This window comes from Clostridium sp. JS66 (genome assembly GCF_033561535.1).
GTDB lineage: Bacteria > Bacillota > Clostridia > Clostridiales > Clostridiaceae > Clostridium_AM > Clostridium_AM carboxidivorans.
Map to the genome: position 1 here is coordinate 5,124,727 of NZ_CP131467.1, position 26,530 is coordinate 5,151,256.

Sequence of the window (26,530 nt, forward strand, 5' to 3'; positions counted from 1 at the left end):
AACTTGACATACAGTTGTCATATTACAAATGCTATGATTATATTGACTTAACCCATAAAGTATTCAATTAGTTTAAGAAAGGATACTATTATAATATAATAATTAATATATGGACAAGGAGGACTTTTATGAAAGTTAATATGAAGCAGTATTTAAGTAAATTCGCCAAAGAAAATATTAGAAATTTAGACACTTCTTATTTTTCAGATGTAGTTTTAGAAACAGAGAATATAAAGGCAATTATGATTAACGAAATAGCTGCAAATAATCCTAATGATGATTTTTATAGTCATTCCAGCAATCCTGCATATTTAAAAACTACTATTCCTTTATTCAAAGAAGCAGGCATTGAAGTAAATAAAATAGAGGATATTCTTAATTTGGGGATATATATTACCAATGCTGTGAAATTTCCCAAAACAGAAACTATGGTAGAAAGCAGTACAATAAAATCTTATATGCCTGTGTTGGAAAAAGAAATTGAGTTATTTCCCAATTTAAAAGTAATTATGTTAATGGGGGATGTTGCAAAAAAATCTTTTAATATGATTACAAAGAAGAAAACTAAGAAAAATGCTATTCCCCCTGTTTCCACATATAAAATTCGCAGTAGTGAAATATATTATGACGAAACTCGATTATTGCCATCATACATAATGACAGGTAAAAATATTTTAATTGAAAAATCAAAATTTCAAATGGCAGCTGAAGATATAAAAAAAATGTGGGAGATTATAAAATAATCACTATTCATTTATCTGAAAATAAGATATTGACTTTTAAACATTAGTTAATCCACTTTGCTCTAAAGAAAAGCATAGAACGAAAATTTATGATTTTGTGTGAATTACTTTCACTGTGTGTAATGGGTTAGCAGATGATGCTACTATTCTTTATGATTGTTCTACAGCTAAAGAATTACATGTAGAAGACTTAGCTGGATTATGCTCTATAGCTGTTGATGAACTAGTTAGAAATGCTGAGTCTACACTCTAAGCATACTGTATCATATGGAGAATAAACATCTAGAATTATTCCAGATGTTTATTCTTATAAATATACAATTATTAACTTTCAATTGTCAATTATTTAAAGTACTGTACTCCTGCTTCAAATAGTTTTTGATCCTTACTGCCTGGTATATTTTTAAATACATTATCTCCTTTTCTTTCTGAGTGACCCATTTTACCAAGCACTCTTCCATCAGGACTTGTTATACCTTCTATAGCATATACTGAACCATTTTGATTAAATCTTATATCATAAGTAGCATTTCCTTCATAATCTACATATTGAGTTGCTACTTGACCATTTTCTATAAGTCTTTTTAAAGTTGTTTCATCAGCAACAAATCTTCCTTCACCATGTGAAACTGCAATTGAATGTACATCTCCTACATTAACATTACTAAACCATGGTGATAAATTTGATGTTATTTTAGTATTTACTATATGAGATACGTGACGTCCTATCTTATTATAAGTAAGTGTTGGACAGCTTTCATCTATATCTTTTATTTCACCAAAAGGTACTAAACCTAATTTTATCAAAGCCTGGAATCCATTGCATATACCTAACATCAATCCATCTCTATTATTTAAAAGTTCCATAACAGCTTCTTTTATTTTAGGATTTCTAAATACTGTTGCTATAAATTTACCGGAACCATCTGGTTCATCGCCTGCACTAAATCCTCCTGGAAGCATTACTATTTGAGAAGCCTTTATTGCTTTTTCCATATAATCTATAGATTTTTCTATATCTTTTGCACTTAAATTTTTAAGCACCATAACTTCTACATCAGCACCAGCTTTTTTAAATGCTCTAGCTGAATCATATTCACAGTTTGTTCCTGGAAATACTGGTATAAATACCTTTGGTGTTGCCACCTTTATTGAAGGTGTTTTTATATCTTTAGTTTTGAATTCTATATTCTTTATATCAGCATTTATTTCTTTCGTCTTTGTTGGGAATATATTCTCTAGAGAACCTTCCCAAGCTTTATAAAGCTCTTCTATATCTAGTTTCAAATCAGCTACATATATTGAAGGTTCTTCTATTGTTTCTCCAATTACTTTATATTCAATTCCTGCTAATTCTTTATTTAGATCTAAGTCTTTAGAAACTTCTATTACTATAGAACCATACATTGGTGCAAATAATTCTTTTTCTATAACATTATTTAATTTAACACCTATCCTATTTCCAAAACTCATCTTACTTACAACTTCACATATACCACCATTTCTAACTGTCATAGCCGAAAGTACTTCTTGTTTTTCTGTCATAGAAGTTACAGCTTTTAAATTTTTCTTTAATACATCAAAGTTTGGAAGATCATACTCATCTCTAGTCATAGGAATTATAACTACATTGCTTCCTGACTTTTTAAACTCTGATGAGATTACCTTATCCGTATTTACTACATTAACTGCAAATGATACAAGTGTTGGTGGTACATCCATATCCTTAAAACTTCCTGACATACTGTCCTTTCCACCTATAGCTGCAATACCTAATTGTCTTTGTGCATATAAAGCACCCATTAATGCTGCAAATGGCTTACCCCATCTTGAAGCATCTCTTCCTAGTCTTTCAAAATATTCCTGGAAAGTAAGTCTTATCTTAGATGCATCTCCACCACAAGCAACTATCTTTGCTGCAGATTCTACTACTGCATATACTGCACCATGGAATGGACTCCATGTAGAAATTTCAGGATTATATCCAAAGGTCATAATTGTTCCTGTTTTAGTTTCCTTATTTAATACTGGAAGTTTTGCTGCCATGCCTTCTGCTGGAGTATCTTGATATTTTCCTCCAAAAGGCATAAGCACTGTACCAGCACCAATAGTACTATCAAATCTTTCTATTAAACCTTTTTGACTACATACATTTAAGTCTTTTAATGTATCAATCCACTGCTCTCTTAAATCAGTTACATCTCTATCTATATTAAAGTAATTCTTATCTTCTTTAGGAGCTTTCACAGAAACTTCTATCTTCTGTCTTACACCATTAGTATCTAAAAATTCTCTGCTCATATCTACTATAGGTGTTCCCTTCCAATACATCTTCAATCTTTTATCTGAAGTTACATCTGCTACTTTTACAGCTTCTAAGTTCTCATCTTCTGCATACTTTATAAATTTATCTGCATCTTCCTTGGAAACTACCACAGCCATACGTTCTTGAGATTCTGATATAGAAAGTTCTGTTCCATCAAGTCCTTCATATTTTTTAGGAACTAAATCTAGATTTATATTTAATCCGTCTGTAAGTTCTCCTATAGCAACAGATACTCCACCTGCACCAAAGTCATTACATCTTTTTATTATAGTGCTTACTTCTTCTTTTCTAAACAATCTTTGAATTTTTCTTTCAGTTGGAGCATTACCTTTTTGAACTTCTGAACCACAAGTTAAAATAGAGCTTTCTGTGTGCTTTTTAGAAGAACCTGTAGCACCACCACAGCCATCTCTTCCTGTTCTTCCTCCAACTAGTATAACTACGTCAGAAGGTACTGGAGCTTCTCTTCTAACATTTTTCATTGGAACTGCACCAATAACTGCTCCTATTTCCATTCTCTTTGCTACATAGCCTTCATTGTATATTTCAGCTACCTGACCTGTAGCAAGTCCTATTTGATTTCCATAAGAACTATATCCATGAGCTGCTGATCTTGTTATTTTCTTTTGAGGAAGTTTTCCAGCTAAAGTATCTTTTATTGCAGTTCTTGGATCTGCACTTCCGGTAACCCTCATAGCTTGATATACATATGATCTACCTGATAGTGGATCTCTTATAGCACCACCAAGACAAGTTGCTGCTCCTCCAAAAGGTTCAATTTCTGTAGGATGGTTATGAGTTTCGTTTTTGAACATAACAAGCCATTTTTCTTTTTTTCCATCTATATCAGCATCTACTACTATGCTACAAGCATTAATTTCTTCTGATTGATCTAAATCATCTAAAAGTCCATTTTTTCTAAGCTCTTTCATACCTATAACAGCTATGTCCATAAGACAAACTGGTTTATCTTTATCTCCATATAAATCTTTTCTAACAGATAAATAGTCTTTGTATACATCCTTTATAGGCTTAGTTAAATGAGCTTCTTCTATGTCCACTTTAGTAAGCTCTGTCATAAAGGTAGTATGTCTGCAGTGATCTGACCAATATGTGTCTATAACCTTTATTTCAGTAATTGTTGGATTCCTCTTTTCTGTATCTTTAAAATATTTTTGACAGAATTTTAAATCTTCGACGCTCATTGCAAGACCTTTTTCTTCTACAAAAGTCTTAACTTTTTCATCATCCATTTCTATAAAGCCATCTAATACCTCAACAGAATCTGGAACTGCAACTTCCATTTCTAAAGTTTCTGGTTTTTCTAAAGAAGCCTCTCTTGAATCCACGTTATTTATGCAATAATTTTTTATTTTTCCAAACTCTTCATCAGATATATTTCCACTTACTATATATACCTTTGCAGATAAAATAGTTGGTTTTTCACTTTGAGTAAGTATTTGAACACATTGAGAAGCTGAATCAGCTCTTTGATCATATTGTCCTGGTAAATATTCAACAGCAAAAACCTTGTCTTTTCCATTAACTTCTATTTTATCTTCATAAACTATATCAACAGTTCTTTCCGAAAAAATAGTATGCTTTGATTTTTCAAATTCTTCTTCAGATATTCCTTCTATATCATAACGATTAATTAATCTAATTCCTTCTAACCCATTAATATTTAAACTTTCCTTTAAATCCTGTAATGTATTTTGCGCTTCTACATCAAATCCTGCTTTTTTTTCTACAAATATTCTTTTAACACAATTTGCCATTTTTATCCCCCTTATCTTATATAAGTAAGTTTTACGAACATTTTATATTAATTTAAAATTATCATTCGCTTAAATTATATCATAAATATGTGATAATACAAATAATAAATAAAAATTTATCTAAAAAATTTACATATTAACGAACAATAAGCTTTTATTTTTATCGAATCATTCGTATTAAATTTAATTATATAAGATTTTAATCTTAAGTAATAAAACTTAATGCTATTATAATGTATACAGCAATAAGCTGTATTCCTTCAAGCCAATTAGATTCACCATCACTAGCTACTCTATTTGCTATAAGCACAGATACTATAAGCGCAACTAATTCAAATCTATTAAATATTATACTCATAGGTGTAAATAGCAGACTTAAAAACACTAAAACAGGTGCTACAAATAATATTATTTGCAAACTAGAACCTATAGCTATTTCTATAGCCACATCCATTTTATTTTTTATTGCCATAACTATAGCAGTACTATGTTCAGCTGCATTACCTATTATAGGAATTATAATTATACCTACAAATAATTCACTTAATGAAAGACTTTTTGTCATGGGTTCTACAGAACTTACTAAAAATTCACTTTCAAGTGCAATAAACAATGTGCTTATTATTAAAATTAATATAGATTTCTTTAATCCCCACTTTGACTCCGTACTTTCCTTATGTTCTGAACCATACAAATCCTTGTGAGTATAAAATGAAAAATATAATCCCAATAAATATATTATAAACATAGCTAGAGCTACAGAAATGCTTAGCCATTCATACTGAGAAACAACTGGTTCATTATTTGTTGTATACGTAAAAATGGCTGGTACACTAAGTCCTATAACTGAAAATAATAACATACTTGAGGAAAACTCTATTACTTTCCTATTAAACTTTTGTACTTTATAATTTAGTCCACCAAAAAACATACTTGCTCCAAGTACCAACAATATATTTCCTATAACAGAACCTGCTATAGACGCTTTAACTATATCAAATAAACCTTCCTTTAATGCAAAAAATGATATAATAAGTTCTGTGGCATTTCCAAAGGTAGCGTTTAAAAATCCACCTATTCTCGGTCCTGTATATATAGATATTTCTTCTGTAGCCTCTCCCATTAATCCAGCCAATGGTATTATAGAAAGAGATGAAATTATGAAAATCCCTATAGGCTTCAATTTTATAAATTCAGCTGCTATACTAATAGGAATAAAAACCAAAAAAAATTTTAAAAAGTTCATTAATATACTCCCTACCTATATATTTAAGTAAATACTTATAATTTATATTTTGCTACCTTATGGTTTTTATACATTAATATAATTTTAAAAAGAATTCCTTATTTTTAGCTTTAGCATTGTAAAGAGATTATTGTTATAGTAAAATTTGATAGTAATGATTATTATTAAGATAAATTATTTATCTACCACATATTTTAGGAGGTTTATATGCAAGAAGAACACACAAAAATAAACGAACTTGCTTGGAATCAAATGGCTTATGATGCTTGGGTTTATCGCTTCGGAACTCCTTCAGAGGCTTCAAAAAAGATATTAGCAGACCCTGTTTCACGATTAGGTTTATTAAGTGAGTATTTTATAGATATTAAAGATAAAAAAATAGCAAATTTGTTAGGTTCACATGGAACTAAAGCAGTCTCTCTATCCTTAATGGGTGCAAATATGACAGTTGTAGATTTTTCTTATGAAAATTCCAGATATGCTTTAGATTTAGCTAGAGCTTGTAACACACATATCAGGTACATAGTTTCAGATGTACTCAATATCCCTGAGGAGGAGTTTACAGCAGATTACGATATAGTTTTTTGCGAACTTGGAATACTTCATTACTTTACTGATTTGAATCCATTCTTTAATGTTGCTTCAAGACTTTTAAAAAAGGGTGGGATTTTTATGATTGAAGATTTTCATCCTATATCTACGAAGCTAATTACAAGCAAAGGAAAGAGGCATAAAGTTACTGGGGACTACTTTAGTACAGCTATAGAAGAAACCGATGTAGCCTACATGAAGTTCGTACCTGGAATGGAAAATCTCACAGCTAATGAAAAAAGTGGTTTTCAGAAAGCTCATTTAAGGAAGTGGACTATAGGTGAAATTGTAACTTCTATTGCCAATAATAATCTGTGTATAAAGACATTAAAAGAAACAGAAGGTCCTAAGCCAGAAGATAAGGGTATTCCTAAGTTGTTTACCATAGTTGCTGAAAAAATGTAAAAGGAGATAAAATATGAAAAAGGGAGATAAAATAGCTGCTGTACTTATAATAGCTTTAATTGTAGTAAGTGCAATTTCAGTTTTTTTATATAAACAGCATATAAAAAGTTCTCATCATATAGCTAGTATAAAACAGGATGGAAAAGTAATTAAAACTATAGATTTAGATACTATAAAAGAAAAGCAAGAAATAAAAGTACCTTATAATGGAAATCACTTTAACATTATAGAAGTACTTCCTGGCAAAATAAGAATGAAAGATGCGGATTGTCCTGATAAAATTTGCGTTAAAACCGGTTGGATATCAGAACCCGGTCAAAGCTCTGTATGTCTTCCTCATAAATTAATGATCACTATAGAAGGCAAAAATGCTAAAGTTGACCAAATATCAAGCTAATGAAGGTGTAACAATGAAAAAAACAAGAAAAATGGTATTCTTAAGTTTTTTAGTAAGTATTGCCCTGGTAATATATATAGTAGAAGCACAAATACCAGTACTTTTTCCTGGGATAAAATTAGGTCTTGCTAACATCATATCCCTTGCTGCTCTGATACTGATGGGTTGGAAAGAAGCTCTACTTATAATGTTTTTAAGAACCCTTTTAGGTTCTATGTTTGGTGGTTCTATGTCCGCCTTTATGTTCAGCCTAGCTGGTGGAATATTAAGTAACATCGTAATGATACTGCTTTATAAATATTTTAAGGATTCTGTGAGTTTGTGGACAATAAGTATATGTGGTGCTATATTTCATAATATCGGCCAACTATTCGTAGCTTCTCTGGTTGTAAAGGATTTTAGAATATATATTTATCTTCCAGTGCTTTTGGTATCCGCAGTAGTAACAGGATACTTTATAGGTCTCTGTACTAAGTTTTTAACAAAACATATAAATAAAATTCCTATGTTTAAAAACATTTAAAAAATATTGCTTTGCAATATTTTTTAAATGTTCATTGTTATTACTTCTTCAAAAATTCAGGTCCAGTCTTTGCTTCTTTCATGGTACTCTGGATATAATTAATGCTTTCATTCAATTTTTTTGTCTCCCAATCATCAAGTTCTGGAGCAATTCTTCTAATTATGCCATCTTTACCAATTAAACATGGCATACTGAGTGCTACATCACCATCATGGCCATATTCTCCTCTAAGAGTTGTACATGCTGGGTAGATACTTCTCTCATCTAAAGCAACACATTTTGCCATTGTCACAGCTGCCTGTGCAACACCAGCATTAGTCCATCCTTTTGCATTTAAAACATCATAAGCAGTCTTGACTACTTCCTGACCAATTTCTTCTGCATTAAGCTGTTTTATATCAGCATAATAAGAAGCAAGTTCTTTATACACTATGCCAGCAACATTCAGTTTACTTAAAACAGGAAATGCAGTCATACCATGTTCACCCATCATATAACCAGTTACAGACTTTGGATCAATGTGATAAAGGTTTGCAACTGTCTTTCTAAGTCTGGCAGAATCCAGCATTGTTCCTGTTCCAAAGATTTTTCCACTTGGATATCCAAATTCATTTTCAGAAATATATACCATCGTATCAAGTGGATTAGTAATAAAAATGATAACAGCATTCTTAGTATATTTGGTAATTTCAGTCATAACCTCACGTATAACACCAGCATTATGTGTAGTTAAAAGAGTTCGATCTGGCATAGCTTCTGGATGATCTGGGTCTTTTAATATACTGGGTCCTGCTGCGCAGATAATAATATCAGCATCTTCACACTGCTCATAGCCACCACTTGTAACTTCAATATTATTCATATAAGTCAACGCTGTAGCATGACTCTGATCTAGTGCTTCTCCATGAGCCACTCCTTTATCCAAGTCAATAACTCCAATCTTGCCAAAAAGACCAAGTTTCATAGCATCAGCAAGTACATAAGATCCAACATGTCCAACTCCAACAACTACTAGTTTTAATGGTTTCATATTTCCATCATTCCTTTCAAATATAACTATTCAAGATAAAGTAGTCATTCTTTTATCTTTGACTATGCAATATTCTAAATATTTCATTTATTCTAAGTATAACACTAATATAAAGTTTTTTACAAATATACATGCTTAAACAATTCAATCAAAGCATATAAGTATTTCTTTTAAAATATTTATTATCTTACATATCTAATGAATTAAAAATAGCTTAATCTATTATAGTTTTATAATATAAGCACTAATGTCTCTCAAAAAAAGTTAAAATTTAAACTGCCACTACATTTTGTGTCTCATGTTAGTTAAATTAGTATTTCCGTACCTGTTTTAATATACTGAATTTTATCACCTAAAGCAGCCTTTAATTTTCTATATGCTTTTTCTCCTGTACAATGTCCTATATATACCTTTTCTACATTTGAAGTAACAATTTCATTTATAAGTACATCAATTTGATCTTTAGATGCAGTTAATGATTTTATGATAGGAATCTTTACTAAATGAAATCCACCTATGACTGCTTTAATATTTGAATCCTTAAATTTACTTTTGGCAGTTCTTATCATATTAGCAGTACCATTGTGAGAACAGCCTGTAAATATACTTATATTATCCTGCTCCTTAATTACCATAATTAATTCATGTTGAAATTTATCTCTAACTAACTTAGATTCCTTCTTAACAAACATGTATTTATTTCCTTCAAGAATTTCATAATATCTATTTATATCTGTAATAATATAGATATCTTTCATTATCTCTGTAAAATCTTCTATATACTCAATTCTATTAGAATACTCCCTAAAAAACTCGCTACTAATACTAACATTTTTATTAAATAACATACAATGAAAATAGTATGCTTTTGAAGCCTCTGTTTTCATATATACTTTTGCTTTACTATTTATTTTTAAAAAGGATATTAACCCTCCACCATGATCTCCGTGTCCATGTGAGATCACTACAGCATCTACTTCTCTTAAATTAATGCCTAGCTTTTCTGCATTATGAATAAAACTACCTGTCCTTCCTGTGTCAAAAAGTATATGCTTATTATCTTTTTCTATATAAAGGCACAGTCCCTTTTCATTAATTAGATTATTTGAATCATCTTTAATATTTTCTATAAGCGTAATTATTCTCATAAAATTCCCTCTTTAAAAATAACTTTTTATTACTCATTAACATTTTAATCGTCTTATATTATAGCATTAAAAAGGTGGAAACTCATCAAAGAATTTCCACCCTTAAAATTACTATAATTAATTTTAGTTTTCTGACTTGTCTTTATTCTCAGCATTTGTTTTGTTTTCAGTGTTTGCTGCAATCTCCTGTTTAGCTGCTTCAACTACAGGCTTTACATCTCCAACTAGAGATTGGATAGCCTTTGTTGGGCACTTAGCTATACAAGTTGGATTATCACATTTTTCAGCACAAATACTATGATTTACTACAGCCAAATTATTTTCTATTACAATAGCTTCATGTGGACAGTTTCTCTTACAAAGTCCACATCCAAGACATCCTACGGTACATGCCTTACGTACTACTGCACCCTTGTCTTTTGAATTACAATTAACAGTTACATGACTACTAATTGGAAGCATTTCTATAACATGTTTAGGACAAACTGTTTCACATTTTCCACAGCCTGTACATTTATTCTCATCTATTATTGGTAATCCATTTTCTCCTAAAGTCATAGCATCAAATGGACAGTTTTTAACACAAGTTCCAAATCCAAGACATCCATGAGAACAAACTTTAGGTCCTCCTTGCAGCAAGCTAGCTGCTACACAATCTTGTATTCCTTCATAATTATAACTTCTAGTAGCCTTATCAGAGCAACCTTTACATTTTACATGTGATATTCTTGGTTCTGTTTCTTCTGCAGCTTTACCAGTTAATTCTGCAACTTGTTTAGCTACTATATCTTTACCTGGAATACAAAGATTAGGTGGTACATCTGGATTACTAACAACTGCTTCAGCATAAGCCTTACAACCAGCATATCCACAAGAACCACATTGACCTTTTGGTAAAACATCTTCAACTATTTCAATAAGAGGATTTACTTCCATAGCAAACTTTTTATTAGCAAAAGCTAATACAAAACCAAATACCAAACCAACACAAGTCATTACAATCAAAACTATAATTGAAGTTTCCATAATTAATCCTCAGCTCCTTTCTATAAAGCAATCATGCCGGAAAAACCAAGGAATGACAATGCTAACATACCAGCCAAAATAAACGCTATGCCAAGTCCTTCCAAAGGTTTAGGTACATCTGCTAAAGCTAATTTTTCTCTTAAACTAGCCATTAAAACTATTGCTAATGCAAAACCTACACCTGATCCAAGAGCATTTACTACGCTTTTTAAGAATCCAAAATTTGATTCTACATTTGTAACTGGAACACCAAGTACTATACAGTTTGTAGCAATAAGTAATAAGTAGATTCCCCACATATTATACAATGCAGGTGCATGTTTTTTTATAATCATTTCCAAAAGCTGAACAAAACTTGCAATTAAAAGTACAAATACAATTGTTCTTAAGAAAGTTAAACCAAATGGTGCTAATACAAAATGATAAACTATCCATGCAAGTGCTGAACTTAGCGTCAAAATAGAAGTAACTGCCATACCCATTCCTATAGAGGCATCAAGACTTTTAGAAACTCCAAAGAAAATACATAATCCTAAAAACCTTGTTAAAACATAGTTATTTACAAGGACAGCACTTACAAAAAGAGTTAAATATTCCATTATGCATTACCTCCTTCAGCTTGTTGTTTAGCCAGTTTTTCATTATGGATTTTAAATAGTGCAACTAAATATCCAATTAGCATAAATGCACCTGGAGGTAAAATCATCATCAATATTGGCTTATACCAAGTACCTAAAATTTGAACTCCCATTATAGAGCCCATTCCAAAGAACTCACGGATTACTCCAATAATAAGCATTGCAATAGTAAAACCTACTCCCATTCCTAGTCCGTCAAGCATTGATGGAAGTACTTTATTTTTAGAAGCAAAAACTTCTGCACGAGCTAAAATAATTGCAAAAACAACTACTAGGTCTAGATAAATACCTAATGCTTTAAACAACATTGGTGCATAAGCTTGTAATAATAATTCTACCACTGTAACAATAGTAGCTATAGAAGTAATATAAACTGGTACACGAACCTTAGGGTTAACCCATTTTCTAGTAAATGATACTGATATATTATTAGCAGTTATAACAAACATAACAGTAAGTCCCATAGTTAAAGCATTTTTTACTGTACTAGTTACTGCTAGTGAAGGACATAAACTAAGTGCAAGAACAAATATAGGATTTTCCATAACTACGCCTTTTTTAAATATTTTCCACAAATCACCCATTGTTATTTACCTCCTTTCAAGCTTTTAACGTCATCAACAGCCTCTTTAACACCCTTTGTAACTGCTCTTGAAGAAATTGTTGCACCTGTCATAGCCTGTATATTCTTAGTATTAGAAGGATCTTTTACTACTTCTAGATCTTCTGATTTCTTACCTTTGAATTCTTTTCTAAATGGCTCTTTAGATGCATTATCTCCAAGTCCTGGTGTTTCGTTAGCTGACTGTATGTTATAATCAATTACCTTATCATCATCTGTTACAGCTACAAGCATTTTAATTGCTCCACCATAACCTTTTGTTTCAACTGGAATAATATAACCTACAATTTTTTCACCACTCTTTGCAGTGTACCATCCTTCTTTTCCTTGAATTTTTTCAAACTTATCTGCATCAGAAATTAGGTTCTGCATTGATTTAACTTCAAGTGCCTTACTGTTCTTTACAGCTATAGGATGAGTTACAAAAAACACAGCTGCTATAATTATTCCTGATATAAAACAGGCTACTGTTAAATTCATAGCTATTTGAAATATACTATACTGTTTTTCTACATGCTGTTCTGCCATTTTTAATTACCTCCTTGCTCCGAATTTTTTTGGAGGGCATAGACGATCAATTAAAGGACTTACACAGTTCATAAGTAATAATGAATAACAAACGCCTTCTGGATATCCACCCTTTAATCTAATCAATGTAGTAATTAATCCTGCTCCAAAAGCAAATATGATTTGTCCTTTTCGTGTAATTGGAGTAGTAACCATATCAGTAGCCATAAAGAATGCTCCTATTATTAATCCACCCGCCATCATATGGAATACTGGATCTCCTGTAAACATACCTGATGGTCCAAATACCCAAGTTAAAATGCCAACTGTTGCTATCATAACAACAGGTACTTCCCAGTTAATATATTTTTTATAAATTAAATACAATCCTCCAAGAACTAATAAAACTGTTGAAGTTTCACCAATACAACCATTACGAGTACCTATAAATAATGCCTTATAAAGATTTGCTTGTCCTCCAAAAGTTTCAAGAAGTTTTGAATAACCTTGTAATTTTAAAATTCCTAAAGGTGTAGCACTTGTTACAGCATCAACACCAGAAGCACGAAGAACTGTCCAACTTGTCATAAATACTGGCCATGAAGCCATCATAGCTGCTCTACCTATGTGAGCTGGGTTAAATATATTGTAACCTAATCCGCCCATAGAATGTTTTGCTATAACTATGGCAATAAACGAACCAAATATAACCATATAAAATGGAACCTTTGGCGAAACGCACATTGCTATAAGTAATCCTGTTAAAACAGCACTACCATCACTTATAGTTATAGGTTTATTTCTTATTTTTTGTACAGCATATTCAAAAACTACTGCAGATACAATACCTGCTATAATTGAAACTAATGCATTAATTCCAAAATTCCAAATACCAAAAATAGCTGCTGGTACTAAAGTTGCATTAACAGTCCACATAATTTTAGAAACAGATTCTTCTGAACGAATATGTGGTGATGCAGAAACGGTAAATAGCTTGTCTTTTAATTCTACTTCAGCCATTAATATTCTCCCCCTTATTTCTTCTTTGCATTTTGAGCTGCATTTTGTGCCTTACAATATTTTATATATTGAACAATATTACGTTTAGCAGGGCATACATAAACACAACTTCCGCATTCTACGCAATCTAAAAGATTTGCTTCTTCTTTAGCTTGCTCGTATAAACCTCTTTCACCAAGAATACTAAGCTTACTTGGAACTAAGTGCATAGGGCATACCTCTACACAACGTCCACAATGAATGCATGCTGATTCTCTTCCTGAGTTAACATCTTTTTTACTTAAAGCTAATATTCCAGATACACCCTTAATTATAGGTAAATCTATATTAGCTTGAGCCATTCCCATCATAGGACCGCCCGAAAGTAATTTTTCTGGAGTTTCTGAAAAACCTCCACAATATTCTATTGCATCTGAAAATAGAGTGCCCACTCTTACTAAAAGATTTTTAGGCTCTTTTATAGCTCCACCACTAACAGTTGTAACTCTTTCTATTAATGGAATTCCTTTAAGTACTGCATCACTTATAGCTGCAACAGTACCAACATTTTGAACTACAACACCTACATCTGCTGGCAATCCACCAGATGGTACTTCCTTATCTACTAAAACTCTGATTAACATTTTTTCAGCACCTTGAGGATATTTTGTTGGAAGTCCAACAACTTGTACCCCTGTACCTTCAAATGCTTTTTGCATAACATCTATAGCATCTGGTTTGTTTTGTTCTATACCAACATAACCCTTATCAATGCCAAGAACCTTCATTGTTATTTTTACACCATTAACAATACGTTCACTTTGTTCAAGCATCATTCTATGGTCAGCTGTTAAATAAGGTTCACATTCAGCTGCATTTAGAATAAACGTATCAACCTTTTTATCTGGTGGTGGAGAAAGCTTAACATGTGTAGGGAAAGTTGCTCCTCCCATTCCAACAATGCCTGCCTCCTTAATAATACTTAGCAGTTCCTTTTTGTCTAACTTTTCCCAGTCATTTCTTTCCACAGGTATTCCTTCTACCCATTCATCTTTCCCGTCATTTTCAATAACAATTGCTTGGCACTTACCAAATACAGGATGGTTATAATCACCAATATCCACTACTGTACCTGATATTGAAGCATGAATATTAGCAGAAACAAAAGCGTCTGTTTTTGCAATAACCTGTCCTTTTTTTACTTCATCACCTTTTTTTACTATTGGTGAACAAGGCGCGCCAATGTGTTGTCTAACAGGAATTGTAACCTTATTGGGTACTGGTAGTACTTCTATAGCTTTGCCTGAAGTATAACTTTTTCTGTCATTAGGATGTACCCCACCTCGGAAACTTTTAAACATCTTTAAACACCTCTTTTACATAATTTTAATGATATAGTCTTTTATAAAGAAAATTTATATAAATTTAACTTTAAGCGAAAATTTAAAAACTTATTTAAATCTAAGATAAAATACGTGTAATTGTAGGTTTCATTTTTTCATCTTTGTTAGCAGCTCTATCAAAAAATTTTATATATATAATAGATAAAATAAATGCTAACACACCACCAATTACTTCACACACTACAGTATCTTGTGCAATCTTTTTAGCTACAAATCCTCCAATTAATGCACCTATAAAAACCGACATAAGAGGTAAAATATAAACTACAAAAGCTGCCTTCAACATATTTACTTCTTTAATTTCAAAACTGACACGTTGTCCTGGTTTAGCTCCAATAGTATTTATTGCATCTACCACCATAGCTTTATCTCCTGGACAAGCTCCACAATTTTTGCAATCACCATGTCTATTAGCTTTAACTTTAGCTATATCTCCTATTGTTTGAATCACAACTCCTTCTGTTTCTTTATTCACACTTCTCACCCCTTTAAAATCTTATTTACTTTATTAAGTAATAAATTTTATACTATTACTAATTATTAATACTTTAATTTTTCATGTATATGCATAATTTTGATATAAAATTTATTTGCCTTAAATTTTATTATAGGCCTGTACTAATTAAATTTTCCATTCTGTACTAATATAAAAAAATTGCTGTTATAGTAATGTTAAAATGTTTTAATATAAAAGATTATCTTTTATATTATAAATTTGTCCAAGTACAATATTTGCAATTTTAATGTTACTTTTTTAATTTTACATCATATAAAATTAACTTTTATATTTTTTATATAACAGAACTTGACCCTCTAAGTCTAATTATACATGTTAAAAATTTAATTACAATATGCTTTTGCAAACGCTTACGAAAAAATTGTGTGTAAACTTAATTTTTATTACAAGTTCATCATTATTTTTACATTTAAGCATTTTATTTCATGTTTTTTTTATATATATTGTAAGTTTTTCTAAAATAAACATACATTAATGCTATTTTATTAATATTTTAGCATAATATATTGCTTTTTTTACTTGGTGAAATTACATTTTTTTGATGTAATTCATTTTATTACAATGTTAAATTTAAATCAATCTAAACTTATTTTTCTAGTCTTTCCTCAATAAATTCAAATTTTCTACTACAAATTGTATATGTTAATAAATTTCACATGAACCTTAACAATTTTTCTTATTGTGCAATATTTTCTCCTTTACATTTCATTTATCATTATATTTACTGGTGAGCTAGGCGTACCTTTTTTATTTAACTTTTGTTGTTATACTTTCTATATTACATTCTATATTATTTAAATTAACCGGGAATTTTATTGTATTACATAATATATGCTTTCATTGTTATAGTCTTTATGTTCTAGTATTAGAGCATTAGTTTTATTGAATTAACACCTTTTATATTATAAATTATTTCTGAATAAAAAATTTATTTTTTTTTATTATTTTCAATAAATTAATTGCTATTAAAAACATAATTCTTTTTGTATTCAAAGGAAGGCTTTTTATTGATCAATACATAACTTTTTCAGTTAAAATTTTATACTAATTAACATAATATTATTGTTAAAATTATATCTGAGTAATCTTACAATGTATTTTGTAAATTTTTTGTTAACATTGCTTTAAGATCATATAAATTATGAAATAAATATAAAAAATTGGCATATGCTTTTTTTATGTATAGCATTTTAACTATAACATCTTATAAGCATACACCTTTACATGTAAATACTTAAAATGGAATTTAATATATTTATTTATAGTGTTTCATAATAAAATTCCATATTTTGCTCCTATTATAATTGTTTGATGCAATAAGATTTGATTTATAAATTATATTTTCATCTTCATATATGCAAACATTTCCTACTTTATCCCCTTTTTTAATAACCCCATCTATTTTTTCTGGTTTTACAATTTTAACACTATAATTAACTTTATTTTTCAATGGTATAATAATATCATCCTCATATTCCAAATTTAAAACATCCTTATGCAAATTTATACTTCCAGCATTTTCTCCTTTAGAAAATATCCTTTTAAATTCATAGTTTTTATTAACATAATCATAAATTTTCTTTGTTTCCTTCCATCTTTCTCTACAATTTAAAACTACAACAATAACATCATTTCCTTGTACTTTACTTGAAGTTACCAAACACTTACCTGCCTTACCTGTATATCCTGTTTTTACACCGTTAGCTTCAGGCAATTGCCACAATATTTTATTTATATTATGATAACTTCTTGTAAAATTATATGTTTTTCCATCTACATCTTTAGAACTTACAATGTCATTAAAAAGCTTAATTTCCTTAGCTTTTGCAGTAATAAGCGCTAAGTCGTAAGCTGTTGTGTAATGATCCTCATAATCTAATCCGTGTGGTGAATGAAAATGTGTATTCAAAACACCTATTTCACTAGCGTATTCATTCATAAGCTGTACAAATTCCTCAACACTTCCACTTACACCTTCTGCAATAGCTATAGCTGCATCATTCCCAGACCTAAGCATTAACCCATACAAAAGCTCTTTTAATGATATTTTTTCTCCTTTCTTAAAACCTACCGTAGATCCTCTTATGCCAGCTGCTTTTCCCGATATTTCTATTTTCCTTTCTAAATCACCATATTTTATAGCTACCAATGTAGTCATTATTTTAGTTGTACTTGCCATTGGAACTAAGGTATATGCTTTTTTTTCATAAAGTACTACTTTAGATTTACTATCTAATGCTATAGCATATCCAGCATCTACATATATATCTTTAGTAACATTTTCTTTGCCATTATCATTACTATTTTCTAAAGCTCGCACATCTATTGGCATAAATAAAGTTACTATAAATACTGTTAAAATTAATATATTAATATATTTAAATTTATTTTTCACAGATAACATTCCTCCTTTCAAATATAGTTTTATTTTTGCAACTAAGTATATAATTATTTTCTCATTTAATATTTAAATTAACCCATAAATTTTTTCTATCCAGTTATATAAATTCCTTTAATGGATATAATTATTAATGAACATGGTTATTGAATTTTAATATTCTATAAACTCAAATATATAAAGGGATAGTTATTAGAGGAATTTTGGAGGAAAATTTAGTGCTAATTATTTTTAGTATTATTATTTTAATATTGTTAATACCAATACCAATTATGTTTAAAATTAAATATGTAGACAAAAAATTATGTATATACATATATAATATAGAGTTGATTTCAAAATTTAAATCTTATGAAAAAGAAGATGAAAATAAAAATAAATTAAATTTTTATTTTGAAGATATAAAACTACTTTTACATTTATTGAATAGGAATAAATTCAAACCTACCCTTAGATTTAAACTTAATCTTCAATATGGTCTAAATGATGCTGCCTACACAGCTATATGCTATGGACTATTTTGTGCATTATTTCCTTTAGTAATAAAATTATTAAATTATCCTTTTAAAATAAAAAAACATTCTATTTGTATCGTACCTGATTTAAAGAAGTTTATTTTAAAATTAGAATTAAACAGTATAATTTTTGTTAATTTTGCTAAAGTTATTTATATAATATATATAATATATAAGGTCTGGAGAATAAATCAAAAAACAATTCTTAGTAAAACTTAAACAAATGGAGGAATTTATTATGGATAGTCATCCTATAGAAAATTTAATGAAAAGTACTATGGAAAATATTAAAGATATGATAGATGTTAATACCATAGTAGGTGATGCTGTAGAAGCCAAAGATGGAACTTTGATCATTCCAATATCTAAAGTTTCTTTTGGTTTCGCTTCTGGAGGAAGTGAATTTGATAATAGAAATACAGGTGATACTGGATCTAATTATCCTTTTGGTGGCGGTTCTGGTGCAGGTGTTACTGTAAAACCTGTAGCTTTTCTAGTTACAAAACAAGATTCTGTAAGGCTTTTGTCATTGAATCAACAAAATACTTATGATAAAATAATCGACTCCATTCCTCAAGTAATGGATTTTATCAAAAACATAACTAAAGAGAAAAATACAGAAAATCATAAAAAAGATTCAAAAGAACAATCTAAAGAAGAATCTAAAGGAGATTCTAAAGAAACATCTGAAGAAAAACAAACTGAAAAAAATTCTAATGAATAATATTAAAGATTAGCCGATTTAATTATGTAAATCAGCTAATCTTTAATATTTAATCCTCAATTTTTTCTTCATCTATATTATCACCAATTAAATCATCTAAATATGGTATACTATTAAGGTCTTCTAGGCCAAAATACTTTAAAAACTCTTCAGTAGTACCATATAATATAGGTCTACCGGGCACATCCAACCTTCCTGATTCCTTAATTAAACCCTTCTGCACAAGAGTAGTTAAAGCTCTATCACTTTTTACTCCTCTTATTTCATCTATATCTATCCTTGTTATTGGCTGTTTATATGCAATAATAGCCAAAGTTTCCAAAGCTGCTTGGGACAACGACTGCCTTGAATTTGTGCCTAAAAGCTTTTCTACATAATCACTATTTTTTGACTTAGTAACCAATCCATAGCTTTCATTTACTTTTATTATTGTTATACCCCTAGATTCTTCTTCATAATGTTTTATCATTTCTGCCATTAATTCTTTTGTAAACTTTATACTGCACTCTATTATTGAAGCTATTTGTTTTATATCTATTGGTTCACCTGATACAAATAGCAGAGATTCTATTATAGAAAAGTATATATTCTTAGATGATGCCTCTTCTATCTCCATTTGATTTATATTAATATCCTTCATTATTATTTATCCTTTCCACATAAATTTCTTTAAAATTATTTTCTTGAACTACTTTTATAACTCTCAATTTCATAAGCTCTAATAAAGCAAGAAATGTAACTACTACTTCCATTTTGTGAGAACAATGTTTTACTATATTAGAAAAAACAATTCTTTTATCATTTATCATAATTTCCTTCAAGTAGTCAATTTTATCTTCTATCTTAAACCTGTCCAATGGAATTTCTTTATCAATTACATTTTCAGTATTTATTTTATTTTTATATACATTCATGAGTTTGCCATAAATCTCAAACAAATGAAGCATAGTTACTCCTTTAAGGAAATCTTTTGGATCAAAACTCTTATTCTTTTCCTCTATTATTTCTGGTTTTTTACTGAACATTCTTCCTATTCCTTGCTCCCTATCCTTAAAAAATTTAGCACTTTCCTTAAACTTTCTATATTCAATAAGCTTGTTTATTAATTCCTCTCTAGGATCCTTTTCATCACTATCTACTGCATTTTCATCAATTTTAGGTTTTGGTAAAAGCATCTTTGACTTTATTTCGATTAGTGTAGCTGATATTACTATAAATTCCGAAGTTATTTCAAGATCCATTTCCTCCATAGCTTTTACATACTCCAAGTACTGGTTGGTGATATCATATATCTTGATATCATATATATCCATTTTATTTTTTTTTATTAAATGAAGCAATAAATCAAAAGGGCCTTCAAAATTTTCTATTTTAATGTTTAAAGACATTTTATCTCTCCTAATTCCAAACACTTATAAATTAAAAATATTGCTTCGCAATATGCTTAAAGTATAAAATTTCATTGTTTAAGTATCTGTATTAATTATCTACAGTATTTAATTATAAGTCAACCTCTTTATTTTTACACATTTCTACTCATAATCAAAAAAATTAAATTTTCAATGGCTTTAAAACCATTGAAAATTTATATTTAAACCCCTCTATCTAATATTCTTACAAAATTATCTCTTAAGTTTCCAATAATTCCTGGTTTTTTCACATCTCGATCGCTATAAAGCTTAACTTTTCCTACTACTTTACCTTCTACATATACTTCACAATATCCTACAATTTCATTAGATTTATATTCTTTTTTGTCTTTATCTATAACTACTTTTTTGCTTACCTTAGCATCTTTTCCTCTTTCTAAAACTACACTAAAATCATCTTGTGCTTTTGCTATAAAGAATCTATCTCCCTTTCTATTTAAATTTACTTTTTCAACATCTTTTCCTTTTTCTATAAGTTTTTTATTTTCATATTTTGAAAATCCATAATTCATAAGCATACTTGCATCTTTATTTCTCACTTTATATGTAGGAGATCCCATTATTACAGCTAACATTCTCACTCCATCTCTTGTAGCAGTTGCAGATATGCAATATTTAGCTTCATCAGTAAACCCTGTTTTTAAGCCATCACAGCCTTTAAAAAATCTTACAAGCTTATTATGATTTACTAAACCTATAGGACTTTTTCTTCCTTCAGATATAGTTTCCATATATGTACCTGTATACTTTAATATATCTGGATGTTTTAACAGTTCTCTTGACATAATAGCTATATCATAAGCTGTAGTAACATGCCCTGGTGAACTCAATCCTGTACAGTTATTAAAATTAGTATCCTTCATTCCAAGCTTATGAGCTCTTTCATTCATAAGTTTAACAAAGCCTTCCTGACTGCCTCCTAAATATTCTGCCATAGCAACAGCTGCATCATTACCAGATGCTATACCTATTCCTTTTATTAATTCCTCTACAGTTCTTACTTCTCCTGTATCAAGAAGCATAGAACTTCCACCCATCTTTTTCGCATTTTCACTTATAGTAACCTTATCAGATAATTTTATTTTACCTGAATCCACACTTTCCATTGTTAAAAGCATAGTCATAACCTTTGTAACTGAAGCTGGTGCTAATTTTTCATGACAGTTTTTTTCATAAATTATTTTGCCACTTAAAGGCTCCATAAGTAATGCTGATTTAGCATCTACTTTCATTAAGTTATCTTCAACCTTAGTATTTGCTCCTGGTTCAGCTTTAACTGCTTTTGTAAAAATACCTAAAATTAAAGATAAAATTAGTATTATGCTTAATAAAGTTTTCTTTTTCATCTTTCATTTCCTCCTTTCTTCAAAATGTATTTTTTCCCGAAACTAATAATATTATGAGGAAATAAAAAATATTGCTTGACAAATTTAAAATTTGTATAAAAAATAGTGTATATTTTTATTGTAAAAAATTAATAAAGCCAGAGAATATAACTCTGGCTTTAGCAACCTCTATGCTCTGGGATGTGATTTTTTATATACCTCTGCAATTTTATTCTTTCTAGAAATAGAAGAATATATTTGAGTTGCTGATAAATCTTTATGTCCAAGCAGCTCCTGTACAGACTTTATGTCAGCCCCATTTTGAAGTAAATGAACTGCGAAAGAATGCCTTAGGGTAAATGCATTTATATGTTTATCTACTCCTGCCGCCTTTGCATAATATTTTACTATCTTCCAAAATCCCTGTCTGGTCATTTGAATTCCTCTTAAATTTATAAAAAGCAGATCTAAATTATATATATTAATTTGTGATCTTATTTTTAAATATTCCTGTAAACATTGTATGGCAATAGACCCTATAGGTATAATTCTTTCTTGATTTTTTGAACCTTTACATTTTATATAAGCAAGCTTTAAATTTATATCATATATAGTAATATTTAAAATTTCTGTAACCTTCATACCAGTGGCATAAAGTACTTCCAACATAGCTTTATCTCTTATGCCTTTATTTGTGCTTAAATCTGGTGCCGAAAGAAGTGTATCCACTTCTTCTACAGTTAAAATTTTAGGAATATTATGTTTAACTTTTGGTATTTCATAATTAATCATAGGATTTTCATTTATAAATCCTTTAATTGCAAGATACTTGTAAAAATTTCTAAGAGAAACTATATTTCTTATAATAGAAGAAGTAGCTCTTCCTTCTTTTTGCAATTGCTGAACATATGCCATTATAGAAACTACTTCTATTTCCACTACATTTTCATTTCTCTCTTTTATAAAATTATAAAACTTACTTATATCTCTTACATAAGCATCCATGGTATTTTTGCTTACTTTCTTTTTTTCTAAATTTTCAATGTATTTTAACAAAACTTTATCCATATCTTTCCCCATCCTTTAGAACAGTTTACCAAAGCCCTAAAAATTTATTAAAAACAATAATATAATTATTGAGGATATCAATATTTCTATGAACTAAGTTATTTACTAATATACTATTATCATAAATATTAGGCTTATTTATAAAATTATAAAAAACATAATCTAATAATTTGGGTAAAAACAATCCTAAAACTATTAATATAAAGAAGCATTTTAGTACAGTTATTGTAAAGTCATACATTTTCTCATCTATATTCATATTATAATGCTCCCAAGACTTGCTATAATAAGTTTAACTATATTAGGAGTTACATATGTTTCCATAAGAAAACCTATAAACATAACTGCAGCTACTAGCAAAAATGATAAGGAATATGATGTAACCATAACCCAAATATTAGATGTCCATTGTCTATTAGATTTATCTTTTAGTATTGCCATAGAAAAATCCATAGCAACTACTGAAGCCAATATAAAGCATGGAATATATATTATGTTTTGTGGCAATACTCCAAGAAGTGAAAACATCATCCCTTTCATTCCCATTCCATTTACCATAAAACTTATAGTAAATCCTATGGTAAACCCCTTTATAATATCTATAATTAAAATGATAGGAATTCCTATCATAGTAAGACCAAGAAACCACATTGCGAGTAAGATAGGAACATTACTTTTTAATGTTTCTGAGAATATAGATTTATAGCTTATATTTCCTGAATTAATGGCAGTATTAAAATTTTTAATGTAGCTTAAAAGATCTGTTTTATCAAAGCTTCCCATGTACCTTACACTGTACATTCCTAATACTATCCCTGTACATATACATAGAAGACTTATGATATACAGCCAAAAATTACTTTGTACATGCTTATTTAAAAGTCCTAATACTTTGTTTTCTGACATAATTTCATCCCCCTTTTGTTAATCACCTTTTTTAAATATCTATGAAAAACAAAAGAGTTATATGCATACATTACTCCATCATAAAAGCACTTATAGTTTTAGCATCTATTATTTCACCTTTTTTTATCATTTCTTTTACAATATCTATTTTTAATTCCTTTACATTTATAAATTCATCTTCGTCCTGTAATCCTGTGCTTCCCTTATATAAATCCTCTGCCTTATATAGATATATATATTCATCACAAAATCCAGGACTTGTAACTATTTTTCCTAAATAACTAAATTTATTTGCCTTATATCCTGTTTCTTCTTCAAGCTCTCTTATACCGCAAATTTTTGGTTCTTCACCTCTTTCAATTTTTCCTGCTGGCAGCTCCAATAAGTTTCTTTCTAAAGGTTTTCTAAACTGCTCTACCAAAAGTATAGTATCTTTGTCTTTATATGCAAGTATAGCCACACCACCAGGATGATTTATTATTTCTCTTTTTGCCTCTTTTCCATTAGGAAGTTCAACGGTTTTCAAATTAACTTCAATAATTTTACCTTTATATATATTTTCATTGAGTAAAGTTTTTTCTTCAAACTGCACCTTATATTACCTCCAAATTTCATAAATAATGCGTGTAAACTTTTCTCTTATTTAATTTAATTAAATTAATTTTATACTTTACATATATACTTGTCAATTATAGGAATATCATTAAACTTTTTATTTATAAATACTACACTACCCTCTAGACAATATTAAAACATTATTATCTAGAGGGTAGTGCTAATTCATTTTTCATTTTCATATTTGACTTTCAATCTTCTTTACAAGCCTTTTGTAATTTCTTATAATTTCCTTTACTTCTTCTTCTTTATCCTGATCATCTGCTAATTTATCCCTTAGATCATTAATTCTACTTATTAATAAATCCTTTATGTTTTTAATTTCTTCAATATCTAAATCCAGTTTCATAGTATCACCTTCCTTTTGTTAAAATATTATGTCCTTAATTCATTTTTTAGAATATTATATTTTTAATTTTATAACATTTTTTACACAACCTATTACAAAATTTTTATTATTTTCTCAAGCAAATAACCAATTATAGTTGAAATTTACTTTTTATATTTATATGTTACACTTATTTAACAATTTATTCAATATACAAAATAGAAATGATAAAGTAAAAAAACAATAACTTTAAAATAACTTTATTAATAAGATAAAATGAGTATTTGTTAAATTTAGATCTAAACATAACAAATACTCATTTTTAGAAATTTTTTATTTATATTATATTTATAAAAGACTATGAACTTACACCTATTGTTCTACTATTGTTCCACTATTGCCCATTAGTGCATCTTTTGCTCTACTTAGAGATGCAATTAAAGTTTTTCTTCCTTTTTTAGATGCAGCAAACTTAATTGCAGCCTTTACTTTAGGAAGCATACTTCCTGGAGCAAATTGTCCTTCATCTATATACTTTTCAGCATCTTTTATGCTCATAACTGAAAGATTCTTTTGATTTGATTTACCAAAGTTTACAGCTACTCTATCTACTGCTGTTAAAATTAATAACATATCAGCATCTAAATCTTCAGCAAGCTTCTCAGAAGCAAAATCTTTATCTATAACTGCTGCTACCCCATGAAGAAAACCTTGTTCGTCTTCTACCACAGGAATACCACCGCCTCCGACAGTTATAACTACTTGTCCTTCATTTACTAATGTTTTTACAGTATTAAGTTCAACTATTTTTTCAGGTTGAGGAGATGCAACAACTCTTCTATACCCTCTACCAGCATCTTCTACCATTATATAACCTTTTTCTTTTTCTAAAGTCTTAGCTTCTTCTTCATTATAAAAAGGCCCAATTGGTTTAGTTGGTTTTTGAAAGCCTTTATCATTTTTATCAACAACAACTTGAGTAATTATTGAAGATACTGGCTTACTTATATTTCTTCTCTTTAATTCATCCTTTAAAGCTTGTTGTATGTGATATCCAATCATCCCTTGGCTCATAGCACCACAAACGTCAAAAGGCATAGCTGGTGTTACCTTGCTAGCATATTCATTTTGTATAACAAGCCTACCGACTTGAGGACCATTGCCATGAGCTATAATAAGTTCATGACCTTTTTCTATCATATCTGCTAAGTATATAACAGTTTCTTTAACAACTTCTAATTGTGATTCTGCAGTTGCTGGTTTTCCTTCAGCTTGCAAAGCATTTCCACCTAGTGCTACTACAATTCTCATTATTATTACCT

28 protein-coding genes are annotated in these 26,530 nt (G+C 29.4%); 7 read left to right on the forward strand and 21 right to left on the reverse strand.

What is annotated here, in order from left to right; translation table 11 throughout:
* The first annotated feature begins 128 nt into the window (after positions 1 to 128).
* Positions 129 to 743: a uracil-DNA glycosylase family protein gene (locus tag Q6H37_RS23690; protein WP_318737078.1), complete on the forward strand. Its 615-nt coding sequence runs from the start codon at positions 129 to 131 to the stop codon at positions 741 to 743.
* 115 nt (positions 744 to 858) lie between these two features.
* Positions 859 to 996: a hypothetical protein gene (locus Q6H37_RS23695; protein ID WP_318737079.1), complete on the forward strand. Its 138-nt coding sequence runs from the start codon at positions 859 to 861 to the stop codon at positions 994 to 996.
* A gap of 89 nt (positions 997 to 1,085) precedes the next feature.
* Here Q6H37_RS23695 and Q6H37_RS23700 read toward each other — a convergent pair whose 3' ends face one another.
* Both Q6H37_RS23700 and cax read right to left on the reverse strand, forming a co-directional pair.
* Positions 1,086 to 4,847, reverse strand: coding sequence for a phosphoribosylformylglycinamidine synthase (locus Q6H37_RS23700; RefSeq protein WP_318737080.1), 3,762 nt, complete (start codon positions 4,845 to 4,847; stop codon positions 1,086 to 1,088).
* A gap of 205 nt (positions 4,848 to 5,052) precedes the next feature.
* Positions 5,053 to 6,093 (reverse strand): calcium/proton exchanger, encoded by a 1,041-nt coding sequence (gene cax / locus Q6H37_RS23705; protein WP_318737081.1) that lies wholly within the window; start codon positions 6,091 to 6,093, stop codon positions 5,053 to 5,055.
* Between the two features lie 207 nt (positions 6,094 to 6,300).
* Here cax and Q6H37_RS23710 point away from each other — a divergent pair, with 207 nt between their 5' ends.
* The 3 genes from Q6H37_RS23710 to Q6H37_RS23720 are packed head-to-tail and all read left to right on the forward strand — an operon-like array spanning position 6,301 to position 8,009.
* The gene (locus Q6H37_RS23710) at positions 6,301 to 7,089 is read left to right on the forward strand and encodes a class I SAM-dependent methyltransferase (protein WP_318737082.1); all 789 of its coding nucleotides are present in this window, start codon (positions 6,301 to 6,303) and stop codon (positions 7,087 to 7,089) included.
* A 13-nt stretch (positions 7,090 to 7,102) separates the two neighbouring features.
* Positions 7,103 to 7,486, forward strand: a complete 384-nt coding sequence (locus Q6H37_RS23715; protein WP_318737083.1) for a NusG domain II-containing protein — start codon at positions 7,103 to 7,105, stop codon at positions 7,484 to 7,486.
* Between the two features lie 13 nt (positions 7,487 to 7,499).
* On the forward strand, positions 7,500 to 8,009 hold the full coding sequence (locus tag Q6H37_RS23720) for a Gx transporter family protein (protein WP_318743142.1): 510 nt from the start codon (positions 7,500 to 7,502) through the stop codon (positions 8,007 to 8,009).
* 40 nt (positions 8,010 to 8,049) lie between these two features.
* On the opposite strand, the gene Q6H37_RS23725 is transcribed toward Q6H37_RS23720, so the two are convergent.
* The 10 genes from Q6H37_RS23725 to Q6H37_RS23770 all read right to left on the reverse strand — a co-directional run bounded on the left by Q6H37_RS23725 (position 8,050) and on the right by Q6H37_RS23770 (position 18,303).
* Positions 8,050 to 9,039, reverse strand: a complete 990-nt coding sequence (locus tag Q6H37_RS23725) for a lactate/malate family dehydrogenase (RefSeq protein ID WP_318737085.1) — start codon at positions 9,037 to 9,039, stop codon at positions 8,050 to 8,052.
* A 305-nt stretch (positions 9,040 to 9,344) separates the two neighbouring features.
* Entirely contained in the window at positions 9,345 to 10,187 is an 843-nt protein-coding gene (locus tag Q6H37_RS23730) for an MBL fold metallo-hydrolase (protein WP_318737087.1), read from the reverse strand.
* A 123-nt stretch (positions 10,188 to 10,310) separates the two neighbouring features.
* Positions 10,311 to 11,213 carry an RnfABCDGE type electron transport complex subunit B gene (rnfB, locus tag Q6H37_RS23735; RefSeq protein WP_318737088.1) on the reverse strand — a complete coding sequence of 301 codons (903 nt, stop codon included), beginning with the start codon at positions 11,211 to 11,213 and terminating at the stop codon, positions 10,311 to 10,313.
* 20 nt (positions 11,214 to 11,233) lie between these two features.
* A complete protein-coding gene (locus Q6H37_RS23740) occupies positions 11,234 to 11,812 on the reverse strand; it encodes an electron transport complex protein RnfA (protein WP_007059988.1) in 579 nt (192 codons plus the stop codon).
* Entirely contained in the window at positions 11,812 to 12,435 is a 624-nt protein-coding gene (gene rsxE / locus Q6H37_RS23745) for an electron transport complex subunit RsxE (RefSeq protein WP_318737089.1), read from the reverse strand. Before rsxE ends, Q6H37_RS23740 begins: the two co-directional genes overlap by 1 nt.
* A gap of 2 nt (positions 12,436 to 12,437) precedes the next feature.
* A complete protein-coding gene (locus tag Q6H37_RS23750; RefSeq protein WP_318737090.1) occupies positions 12,438 to 13,001 on the reverse strand; it encodes an FMN-binding protein in 564 nt (187 codons plus the stop codon).
* Positions 13,002 to 13,007: 6 nt separating this feature from the next.
* Positions 13,008 to 14,000, reverse strand: a complete 993-nt coding sequence (locus tag Q6H37_RS23755; protein WP_318737091.1) for an RnfABCDGE type electron transport complex subunit D — start codon at positions 13,998 to 14,000, stop codon at positions 13,008 to 13,010.
* Positions 14,001 to 14,014: 14 nt separating this feature from the next.
* A complete protein-coding gene (rsxC, locus tag Q6H37_RS23760) occupies positions 14,015 to 15,340 on the reverse strand; it encodes an electron transport complex subunit RsxC (protein ID WP_318737093.1) in 1,326 nt (441 codons plus the stop codon).
* Positions 15,341 to 15,440: 100 nt separating this feature from the next.
* Positions 15,441 to 15,857, reverse strand: coding sequence for a SoxR reducing system RseC family protein (locus tag Q6H37_RS23765; protein ID WP_318737094.1), 417 nt, complete (start codon positions 15,855 to 15,857; stop codon positions 15,441 to 15,443).
* 1,297 nt (positions 15,858 to 17,154) lie between these two features.
* Complete coding sequence (locus tag Q6H37_RS23770) at positions 17,155 to 18,303, reverse strand: D-alanyl-D-alanine carboxypeptidase family protein (protein ID WP_318737095.1); 1,149 nt, start codon at positions 18,301 to 18,303, stop codon at positions 17,155 to 17,157.
* Positions 18,304 to 18,515: 212 nt separating this feature from the next.
* Here Q6H37_RS23770 and Q6H37_RS23775 point away from each other — a divergent pair, with 212 nt between their 5' ends.
* A complete protein-coding gene (locus tag Q6H37_RS23775) occupies positions 18,516 to 19,031 on the forward strand; it encodes a DUF2953 domain-containing protein (protein WP_318737096.1) in 516 nt (171 codons plus the stop codon).
* A gap of 19 nt (positions 19,032 to 19,050) precedes the next feature.
* Positions 19,051 to 19,536: a GerW family sporulation protein gene (ytfJ, locus tag Q6H37_RS23780; protein WP_412523886.1), complete on the forward strand. Its 486-nt coding sequence runs from the start codon at positions 19,051 to 19,053 to the stop codon at positions 19,534 to 19,536.
* 49 nt (positions 19,537 to 19,585) lie between these two features.
* Here ytfJ and scpB read toward each other — a convergent pair whose 3' ends face one another.
* The 9 genes from scpB to arcC all read right to left on the reverse strand — a co-directional run bounded on the left by scpB (position 19,586) and on the right by arcC (position 26,519).
* Positions 19,586 to 20,176, reverse strand: coding sequence for an SMC-Scp complex subunit ScpB (gene scpB, locus Q6H37_RS23785; protein ID WP_318737098.1), 591 nt, complete (start codon positions 20,174 to 20,176; stop codon positions 19,586 to 19,588).
* Entirely contained in the window at positions 20,163 to 20,924 is a 762-nt protein-coding gene (locus Q6H37_RS23790) for a segregation/condensation protein A (RefSeq protein WP_318737100.1), read from the reverse strand. Before Q6H37_RS23790 ends, scpB begins: the two co-directional genes overlap by 14 nt.
* A 203-nt stretch (positions 20,925 to 21,127) precedes the next feature.
* A complete protein-coding gene (locus tag Q6H37_RS23795; RefSeq protein ID WP_318737102.1) occupies positions 21,128 to 22,312 on the reverse strand; it encodes a D-alanyl-D-alanine carboxypeptidase family protein in 1,185 nt (394 codons plus the stop codon).
* A 168-nt stretch (positions 22,313 to 22,480) separates the two neighbouring features.
* Complete coding sequence (xerD, locus tag Q6H37_RS23800) at positions 22,481 to 23,359, reverse strand: site-specific tyrosine recombinase XerD (protein WP_318737103.1); 879 nt, start codon at positions 23,357 to 23,359, stop codon at positions 22,481 to 22,483.
* Between the two features lie 25 nt (positions 23,360 to 23,384).
* Positions 23,385 to 23,618: an endonuclease III gene (locus Q6H37_RS23805; RefSeq protein WP_318737105.1), complete on the reverse strand. Its 234-nt coding sequence runs from the start codon at positions 23,616 to 23,618 to the stop codon at positions 23,385 to 23,387.
* The gene (spoIIM, locus tag Q6H37_RS23810) at positions 23,615 to 24,265 is read right to left on the reverse strand and encodes a stage II sporulation protein M (RefSeq protein ID WP_318737106.1); all 651 of its coding nucleotides are present in this window, start codon (positions 24,263 to 24,265) and stop codon (positions 23,615 to 23,617) included. The genes Q6H37_RS23805 and spoIIM overlap by 4 nt, the downstream gene beginning before the upstream one ends.
* A 70-nt stretch (positions 24,266 to 24,335) precedes the next feature.
* Entirely contained in the window at positions 24,336 to 24,857 is a 522-nt protein-coding gene (locus Q6H37_RS23815; protein ID WP_318737107.1) for an NUDIX hydrolase, read from the reverse strand.
* Positions 24,858 to 25,058: 201 nt separating this feature from the next.
* The gene (locus tag Q6H37_RS23820) at positions 25,059 to 25,229 is read right to left on the reverse strand and encodes a hypothetical protein (protein WP_007060004.1); all 171 of its coding nucleotides are present in this window, start codon (positions 25,227 to 25,229) and stop codon (positions 25,059 to 25,061) included.
* 351 nt (positions 25,230 to 25,580) lie between these two features.
* The gene (arcC, locus tag Q6H37_RS23825; protein ID WP_318737108.1) at positions 25,581 to 26,519 is read right to left on the reverse strand and encodes a carbamate kinase; all 939 of its coding nucleotides are present in this window, start codon (positions 26,517 to 26,519) and stop codon (positions 25,581 to 25,583) included.
* Positions 26,520 to 26,530: the final 11 nt, after the last annotated feature.

Bases quoted from the DNA above. Each gene is read 5' to 3' on its own strand.
- Q6H37_RS23690 (WP_318737078.1), top strand. From the start codon at position 129: ATGAAAGTTAATATGAAGCAGTATTTAAGTAAATTCGCCAAAGAAAAT.
- Q6H37_RS23700 (WP_318737080.1), bottom strand. From the start codon at position 4,847: ATGGCAAATTGTGTTAAAAGAATATTTGTAGAAAAAAAAGCAGGATTT.
- cax (WP_318737081.1), bottom strand. From the start codon at position 6,093: ATGAACTTTTTAAAATTTTTTTTGGTTTTTATTCCTATTAGTATAGCA.
- Q6H37_RS23710 (WP_318737082.1), top strand. From the start codon at position 6,301: ATGCAAGAAGAACACACAAAAATAAACGAACTTGCTTGGAATCAAATG.
- Q6H37_RS23715 (WP_318737083.1), top strand. From the start codon at position 7,103: ATGAAAAAGGGAGATAAAATAGCTGCTGTACTTATAATAGCTTTAATT.
- Q6H37_RS23720 (WP_318743142.1), top strand. From the start codon at position 7,500: ATGAAAAAAACAAGAAAAATGGTATTCTTAAGTTTTTTAGTAAGTATT.
- Q6H37_RS23725 (WP_318737085.1), bottom strand. From the start codon at position 9,039: ATGAAACCATTAAAACTAGTAGTTGTTGGAGTTGGACATGTTGGATCT.
- Q6H37_RS23730 (WP_318737087.1), bottom strand. From the start codon at position 10,187: ATGAGAATAATTACGCTTATAGAAAATATTAAAGATGATTCAAATAAT.
- rnfB (WP_318737088.1), bottom strand. From the start codon at position 11,213: ATGGAAACTTCAATTATAGTTTTGATTGTAATGACTTGTGTTGGTTTG.
- Q6H37_RS23740 (WP_007059988.1), bottom strand. From the start codon at position 11,812: ATGGAATATTTAACTCTTTTTGTAAGTGCTGTCCTTGTAAATAACTAT.
- rsxE (WP_318737089.1), bottom strand. From the start codon at position 12,435: ATGGGTGATTTGTGGAAAATATTTAAAAAAGGCGTAGTTATGGAAAAT.
- Q6H37_RS23750 (WP_318737090.1), bottom strand. From the start codon at position 13,001: ATGGCAGAACAGCATGTAGAAAAACAGTATAGTATATTTCAAATAGCT.
- Q6H37_RS23755 (WP_318737091.1), bottom strand. From the start codon at position 14,000: ATGGCTGAAGTAGAATTAAAAGACAAGCTATTTACCGTTTCTGCATCA.
- rsxC (WP_318737093.1), bottom strand. From the start codon at position 15,340: ATGTTTAAAAGTTTCCGAGGTGGGGTACATCCTAATGACAGAAAAAGT.
- Q6H37_RS23770 (WP_318737095.1), bottom strand. From the start codon at position 18,303: ATGTTATCTGTGAAAAATAAATTTAAATATATTAATATATTAATTTTA.
- ytfJ (WP_412523886.1), top strand. From the start codon at position 19,051: ATGGATAGTCATCCTATAGAAAATTTAATGAAAAGTACTATGGAAAAT.
- scpB (WP_318737098.1), bottom strand. From the start codon at position 20,176: ATGAAGGATATTAATATAAATCAAATGGAGATAGAAGAGGCATCATCT.
- Q6H37_RS23790 (WP_318737100.1), bottom strand. From the start codon at position 20,924: ATGTCTTTAAACATTAAAATAGAAAATTTTGAAGGCCCTTTTGATTTA.
- Q6H37_RS23795 (WP_318737102.1), bottom strand. From the start codon at position 22,312: ATGAAAAAGAAAACTTTATTAAGCATAATACTAATTTTATCTTTAATT.
- xerD (WP_318737103.1), bottom strand. From the start codon at position 23,359: ATGGATAAAGTTTTGTTAAAATACATTGAAAATTTAGAAAAAAAGAAA.
- Q6H37_RS23805 (WP_318737105.1), bottom strand. From the start codon at position 23,618: ATGAATATAGATGAGAAAATGTATGACTTTACAATAACTGTACTAAAA.
- spoIIM (WP_318737106.1), bottom strand. From the start codon at position 24,265: ATGTCAGAAAACAAAGTATTAGGACTTTTAAATAAGCATGTACAAAGT.
- Q6H37_RS23820 (WP_007060004.1), bottom strand. From the start codon at position 25,229: ATGAAACTGGATTTAGATATTGAAGAAATTAAAAACATAAAGGATTTA.
- arcC (WP_318737108.1), bottom strand. From the start codon at position 26,519: ATGAGAATTGTAGTAGCACTAGGTGGAAATGCTTTGCAAGCTGAAGGA.